We start from the raw sequence: 6,492 nt of genomic DNA, 5'->3' as shown, positions 1-6,492 counted from the left end.
GTACCTCTCGTCGCCGCCAAAAAAGCCGACTCTCCTTCCAGCAGAGCGCGCACTTCGAGCAGATCAAACAGCGTGCGCGGGTGATCATGGAACAGGTGCATCAACGGGCTTTTATCCTGCATGGGGAGAAGCGATGCCACGGTTGAGCCATGCCCTTGGCGAGTTTCAATCACGCCTCTGCTACGTAGAATGCGCAGGCCTTCACGCAGCGAGGCTCTGGATACTTTAAGCCGCTCGCAGAGGCGCCGTTCAGAAGGCAGCAGTTGGCCAGGCCGAAAGACGCCATCCAGAATCAAGCGCTCCAAACGGGCGGCAACATGGTCAGGCGTACGCAGGCCAAGTACAGGTTCTTGATTGGAAAAGGACATCTGTTTTCTCTCATCCAGGCGCTGGTTGGTCGCCCATGGCAAGGTAAGATTTACCCGTTGGCAAGCAGGCGGCAGCGCGTTTCAACATCGACTAATTACTGGTCTGACCATTGCACCACACCCTGGACAGCCGCACAAAAAAAGCTCAGATTGATGCCATAGCGAATTGACCGTGCGGTTACCTTTAACGATAAAAAAACCAGAGAAGTTGTGATGAATATTCTCTTTGATGAGCGCCTTGACGGCGAGCTGGTCCACCGCGATAAAGCCGAGGTTTTAAGCGATATACAGCAGGCAGTGCCCTCCATGACCCTGCTGCACCGGGAAGAAGACCTGCGCCCTTTTGAGTGCGATGGCTTGGCGGCGTACCGGGTGCTACCCATGCTGGTGGCGCTGCCTGAGAACCTTGAGCAGGTTGAAGCCCTGCTAAAGCGCTGCCACGCACTTGATGTACCCGTAGTGACGCGCGGTGCGGGCACCGGCCTTTCCGGCGGCGCACTTCCGCTGGAACAAGGTGTGCTGCTGGTAATGTCGCGTTTTAATCGTATTTTAAGCGTTGACCCGGACGCCCGCCTGGCGCGTGTGCAGCCGGGGGTACGCAACCTGGCTATTTCTGAAGCGGCCGCGCCTTACGGGCTTTACTACGCCCCTGACCCGTCATCTCAAATCGCCTGCTCAATTGGTGGCAACGTGGCAGAAAACGCAGGCGGCGTGCACTGTTTAAAGTACGGGCTCACGGTGCATAACGTACTTCGTGTTGATGTGCTTACTATTGAAGGCGAGCACATGACGCTGGGCGCCGAGTCGCTGGATGCGCCGGGGTTTGATCTTCTAGCACTGATGAATGGTTCAGAGGGCATGCTCGGTGTGGTGACTGAAATTACCGTTAAGCTGTTGCCCAAGCCGGAAACCGCCAAGGTCTTGATGGCAAGCTTCAACGATATTGAAAAAGCGGGCCGAGCGGTGGGCGATATTATTGCCGCAGGCATCATTCCAGGCGGGCTGGAAATGATGGACAGGCTAGCCATTAAAGCGGCTGAAGATTTTGTTAAAGCGGGCTACCCCATGGATGCTGAAGCCATTTTGCTGTGTGAGCTGGATGGCGTTGAGGCAGATGTAGATGACGACTGTGAAACGGTACGTCGGGTACTCGAAAAGGCAGGCGCCACACAGATTCAGCAGGCCCGCGATGAGGCTGAGCGAGCCATGTTTTGGGCCGGACGTAAAAATGCCTTCCCTGCGGTTGGCCGTATGTCGCCAGACTACTACTGCATGGACGGTACGATCCCGCGCCGCGAATTGCCGCGCGTACTCAAGGGTATCGCCGCACTTTCTGAACAGAGTGGCCTGGACGTGGCCAACGTGTTTCACGCAGGCGATGGCAACATGCACCCGCTGATTCTGTTTGATGCCAACAAAGAGGGGCAGCTTGCGCTTGCCGAGGACGTTGGCGGCAAGATTCTGGAGCTTTGCGTGGAAGCGGGCGGGTCCATTACCGGCGAGCACGGCGTGGGGCGCGAAAAAATCAATCAGATGTGCAGCCAGTTCCAGGCCGATGAGATCCGCATTTTTCATGCGCTAAAAGCCGCGTTTGATGCAAAGCGCCTGCTCAACCCCGGTAAAAACATCCCTACGCTTGCTCGCTGTGCCGAATTTGGCGCCATGCATGTGCATAACAATGAATTGCCGCACCCGGAGCTTCCGCGGTTTTGATGGCATAAGGAACACTCATGACCGATCTAGCGATTAACGCCGCAGACCGCGATATCTCTGAGCGCCTGTGTGACCAGGTGCGTAACGCGTATGAAACGCGCACGCCACTGCGTATTGCAGGGGGGAACACCCGTGCGTTTTATGGCCGCCCTGTGGAAGGCCAGCCGCTGCACATGGCAGAGCACAGCGGAATTGTCTCTTACGACCCCGTAGAGCTGGTGGTCACCGTGCGGGCGGGCACACGATTAAGCGTGCTTCAGGCAGCGCTTGCCGAACACCATCAAATGCTCCCCTTTGAGCCGCCCTCTTTTGGTGAGAACAGCACCATTGGCGGCGCTGTGGCGACCGGGCTTTCTGGCCCCCGGCGCCCCTGGGCGGGCGCCGCACGCGACTTTGTGCTCGGCACACGCATTATTACCCAAGAGGGCAAACTGCTGCGCTTTGGTGGCGAGGTGATGAAAAACGTGGCGGGGTATGATCTTTCCCGCTTAATGACCGGTGCCCAAGGCACGCTTGGCGTACTGGCCGATATCTCCTTTAAGGTGCTGCCTGTTCCCACCGCAAGCCACTGTCTGCGCCTGTCACTAAGCCTTGAAGAGGCCTTACACAAACTGGCTGAACTTGGCCGCGAGCCGCTACCCATCACTGCCGCCGCCTGGCACGCAGGCGAGTTATTTATTCGCCTGGAGGGGGGCGAAAGCTCGGTAAAAGCCACCCGTGAGCGCCTGGGGGGCGAACCACTGGAGGCCAGCTTTTGGGCCTCGCTGCGTGATCATACCCATGACTTCTTTAAGTACCGCGATGACCCACCGCTGTGGCGCCTTTCACTCCCTCCGAACACTGCCCCGCTTGCGTTGGATATTCCCCAGCAAGATATCTTTTACGACTGGGGCGGCAGCCAGCGCTGGGTAAAAACCTCACTGGATGCAACAACGTTACGCAAGGCATGCCAGGCCGCCGGCGGGCACGCTACCTGCTACACCCCGCAGGCGCGAGGTGGAGCCGCTGAGCCCTTTACGCCATTAAACAGCGTGGTTGAAAAGTATCACCGTAGGCTGAAAGCGGAGCTGGATACTCACGCTATTTTTAATCCCGGTCGTCTTTATGCGGCGCTTTAATCAGGAGAACTGATATGCAAACGCATTTTACCGATGCGGATCTTCAAAAGCCGCATATCCAGGAGGCGGAGCGCATTTTGCGCACCTGCGTACACTGCGGTTTCTGTAACGCGACCTGCCCCACTTACCAGTTGCTGGGCGATGAACGTGACGGCCCCCGCGGGCGCATCTACCTGATGAAGGAGCTGCTGGAAAGCCGCGACGACGATGACCAGGTCACCGCGGAAACCCGGCTGCATCTGGACCGCTGCCTGACTTGCCAGAACTGTGAAACGACCTGCCCTTCCGGGGTCGAGTATCACAAGCTGTTAAATATCGGCCGCGCTGAAGTTGAGCGTCGAGTACCGCGCCCGCCAGCCGAGCGTGCCCAGCGCTACGCGCTGCGTAAAATGATGGTGGAGCCAACGCGCTTCAAGGCGCTGCTTAAACTGGGACAAACCTTCAAGCCGCTGGTGCCAGGCAAACTGCGCAATAAAATGCCAGCCGCGCCCGTTGATGCCGGAAAACGGCCGGGCAGTACGCAGCATACTCGGAAAATGCTGATGCTAGAGGGATGCGTGCAGCCTGGATTATCACCCAATACCAACGCCGCCACAGCGCGGCTGCTGGACCGACTGGATATTAGCTTAACGCCCGTCACAGAAGCGGGCTGCTGCGGGGCCATTGACTTTCACCTTAATGCCCAGGATGACGGACGAGCACGCATGCGCGCCAACATTGATGCCTGGTGGCCACATATTGAGCAAGGAGCGGAAGCCATTGTTCAAACGGCCAGTGGCTGCGGGGCATTTATCAAAGAGTATGGCTATATGCTCAAGGATGACCCGCGCTATGCTGAAAAGGCCCAGAGAGTCAGTGCGCTGGCAAAAGACATTGTTGAGATACTTCGCGAGGAACCCCTGGACGCCCTTCAGGTAAAAGAGACTCAGCGACTGGCCTTTCACTGCCCCTGCACGCTACAACACGCCCAGAAGCTTAACGGCGCGGTTGAAGGCGTATTAACCACGCTAGGGTTTACGCTGACCCCGGTGCAGGATGCTCATCTCTGCTGCGGTTCAGCGGGCACCTACTCGGTCACCCAGCCGGAACTGGCCACACAGCTGCGCGACAATAAGCTCAATGCCCTGGAGGCAGGCAACCCAGCGCTTATCGTAACGGCTAATATTGGCTGCCAAACGCACCTGGCAGGCGCGAACCGGACGCCGGTTCGTCACTGGGTCGAAGTGGTAGACGCCGCACTCGCTCAATAACATCCATTAACCAACCAACAGGAAATACCATGCAAACCAAAGCCGTACTGACGCTGACCGATATCAACAAGATACTTGATGCCGCGCAACAAGAAGCGGACAACAACCGCTGGCCGGTGACGATTGTGGTCACTGACGATGGCGGCCACCTGCTGGCGCTACGTCGCCTGGATGGAGCCGCGCCCTTTAGCGCGGAGATCGCCTCTCATAAAGCGCGTAATGCCGCTATTGGCCGCAAGGAAACGCAGGTGTTTGAAGAGATGATTAACGGTGGCCGCACTGCATTTGTTTCCGCGCCTTTCCCTGGCTTATTGTCTGGTGGCGTTCCAGTGATCGTCGATGGGCAAGTGATCGGCGCGGTAGGTATTTCCGGTGTAAAACCTGAGCAGGACGTCCAGATTGCCAAGGCAGGTGTTAGCGCGGTTGCCTGACTGGCGTAACCAACCAGCGCACATACGAAAAACCCCGGATCATTGATCCGGGGTTTTAGAATTCGTTCGGTATAAACTGAAGGTGCTTAATGGCGGACCGGACGAGACTCGAACTCGCGACCTCCGGCGTGACAGGCCGGCATTCTAACCAACTGAACTACCGGTCCACATATAAGGCACTTAACGCGGTATTACAATGACAACCATTTAAAATGGACTTTAAATGGTGGGTGGTACTGGGTTCGAACCAGTGACCCCCAGCTTGTAAGGCTGGTGCTCTCCCAACTGAGCTAACCACCCAAGGTGTTGATCTTCATCAACGAATCTGCAAGTTATCGTGGCGGACCGGACGAGACTCGAACTCGCGACCTCCGGCGTGACAGGCCGGCATTCTAACCAACTGAACTACCGGTCCGAATAGCGATAACTGCTACAAAGTAAACCGTATGATGATGGCGGACCGGACGAGACTCGAACTCGCGACCTCCGGCGTGACAGGCCGGCATTCTAACCAACTGAACTACCGGTCCGCATTACATCATGCTGATATTACTTTGGTACTGCTTTACGTTTCCAGGCCATCTTTCGATGGTGGGTGGTACTGGGTTCGAACCAGTGACCCCCAGCTTGTAAGGCTGGTGCTCTCCCAACTGAGCTAACCACCCGCTGGTCACGTGGCGCTGCATTCTACAGAAGCCTCGCTGAATGTCAACACGTTATGTTTAAACTTTGTGATTTAAACCAGCGCGTTGCTCACATTCCCGAAGGCGTTCCATGAGCGCGGACGAAGGATGCCGCAAGTGAGGCCGCCTCGTCAATCAAAAACTCATGTTTTAATCCAGAAGCGCGCCGTGGCTTAAAGTCATGGTCACCATCAGTTAGCCAGTCAAGCCTGGTTTGAGGCGTTAATGGATAGCCAATTACTTCTTCACGCGTACCAAACGGGTCACGCTCGCCTTGTAGTATCAATACCGGACAGTGAATATCAGGCCAGTGACTTAACCGACGTTTTTCAGGCGCTTTCGGCGGATGAAACGGATAGCCTGCGGCGATAACACCAGGGCAAGCCTGCTGGCTGGCCAACATCGTCGCAATTCGTCCGCCCATCGACTTTCCGCCCACCCACAGTGGCGATGCCGCCAATGGCGCAAGTAGACGATACCAGGCAGTAAAATGCGCTACCGTGTGAGCAACTGGCGGTGGCGGGCGGCGTTTACCCTGTTGATTAATCTGCTGCATATAGGGAAAGTCAATCGCAAACACCTGAAGCCCCTGGGCTGCCAGCCCATTGATCATGCGCTGCATAAAAGATGACTGATGCCCAGCACCTGCGCCATGCGCCCATAAAATTCGCCCGATACGCGCCCGCCCCACCACTGCCAGCGGCCCAAGCCCCTCCACCAAAAAGAAGCCGGGGGCTTCAGTTTGCGCCAAGGCATCTTCCAGCGCGTCTGGCGGAAGGGGCAAATATCCTGCATAAGCGTCTGGCATCACTGTTTTCTTTCTCCTGGCATTTTAGTCCGTTAAACCATCACTATTCATTCAAGAGTTTCCCGATGGCTGCTACCTTAAGGAAACACTCTTGCCTGATAAAACGTTGATGATACGGTTA

6 protein-coding genes and 5 tRNA genes are annotated in these 6,492 nt (G+C 56.5%); 4 read left to right on the top strand and 7 right to left on the bottom strand.

The genetic code is table 11. The features are described from left to right. Positions 1 to 368: GntR family transcriptional regulator (locus ACT3T6_RS10030; RefSeq protein ID WP_444625944.1), on the bottom strand; the 368-nt coding region annotated here is incomplete at its 3' end. A gap of 213 nt (positions 369 to 581) precedes the next feature. Between ACT3T6_RS10030 and glcD the strand changes: the two genes are divergently transcribed. Genes glcD through ACT3T6_RS10010 form a run of 4 tightly spaced genes read left to right on the top strand, consistent with a single transcriptional unit; the run spans position 582 to position 4,880 of the window. Then, complete coding sequence (gene glcD / locus ACT3T6_RS10025) at positions 582 to 2,081, top strand: glycolate oxidase subunit GlcD (protein WP_193054548.1); 1,500 nt, start codon at positions 582 to 584, stop codon at positions 2,079 to 2,081. A gap of 17 nt (positions 2,082 to 2,098) precedes the next feature. Further along, complete coding sequence (glcE, locus tag ACT3T6_RS10020; RefSeq protein WP_193057143.1) at positions 2,099 to 3,199, top strand: glycolate oxidase subunit GlcE; 1,101 nt, start codon at positions 2,099 to 2,101, stop codon at positions 3,197 to 3,199. Between the two features lie 14 nt (positions 3,200 to 3,213). Beyond that, positions 3,214 to 4,449, top strand: a complete 1,236-nt coding sequence (gene glcF, locus ACT3T6_RS10015; protein WP_193054546.1) for a glycolate oxidase subunit GlcF — start codon at positions 3,214 to 3,216, stop codon at positions 4,447 to 4,449. A 29-nt stretch (positions 4,450 to 4,478) separates the two neighbouring features. Next, positions 4,479 to 4,880: a GlcG/HbpS family heme-binding protein gene (locus ACT3T6_RS10010; RefSeq protein WP_087111863.1), complete on the top strand. Its 402-nt coding sequence runs from the start codon at positions 4,479 to 4,481 to the stop codon at positions 4,878 to 4,880. Between the two features lie 90 nt (positions 4,881 to 4,970). On the opposite strand, the gene ACT3T6_RS10005 is transcribed toward ACT3T6_RS10010, so the two are convergent. The 6 genes from ACT3T6_RS10005 to ACT3T6_RS09980 all read right to left on the bottom strand — a co-directional run bounded on the left by ACT3T6_RS10005 (position 4,971) and on the right by ACT3T6_RS09980 (position 6,371). Then, positions 4,971 to 5,047: transfer RNA gene (locus ACT3T6_RS10005), tRNA-Asp, on the bottom strand. 57 nt (positions 5,048 to 5,104) lie between these two features. Next, positions 5,105 to 5,180: transfer RNA gene (locus ACT3T6_RS10000), tRNA-Val, on the bottom strand. 38 nt (positions 5,181 to 5,218) lie between these two features. After that, a tRNA-Asp gene (locus ACT3T6_RS09995) sits at positions 5,219 to 5,295 on the bottom strand. Between the two features lie 38 nt (positions 5,296 to 5,333). After that, positions 5,334 to 5,410, bottom strand: a tRNA-Asp gene (locus ACT3T6_RS09990). Between the two features lie 59 nt (positions 5,411 to 5,469). After that, positions 5,470 to 5,545: transfer RNA gene (locus tag ACT3T6_RS09985), tRNA-Val, on the bottom strand. A gap of 88 nt (positions 5,546 to 5,633) precedes the next feature. Continuing rightward, positions 5,634 to 6,371 (bottom strand): alpha/beta fold hydrolase, encoded by a 738-nt coding sequence (locus tag ACT3T6_RS09980; RefSeq protein ID WP_193053269.1) that lies wholly within the window; start codon positions 6,369 to 6,371, stop codon positions 5,634 to 5,636. Between the last annotated feature and the right edge of the window lie 121 nt (positions 6,372 to 6,492).

The sequence above is a fragment of the Halomonas sp. 72 genome (assembly GCF_052379785.1).
Classification (GTDB): domain Bacteria; phylum Pseudomonadota; class Gammaproteobacteria; order Pseudomonadales; family Halomonadaceae; genus Vreelandella; species Vreelandella citrativorans.
This window is presented reverse-complemented; position numbering and strand designations above follow the sequence as displayed.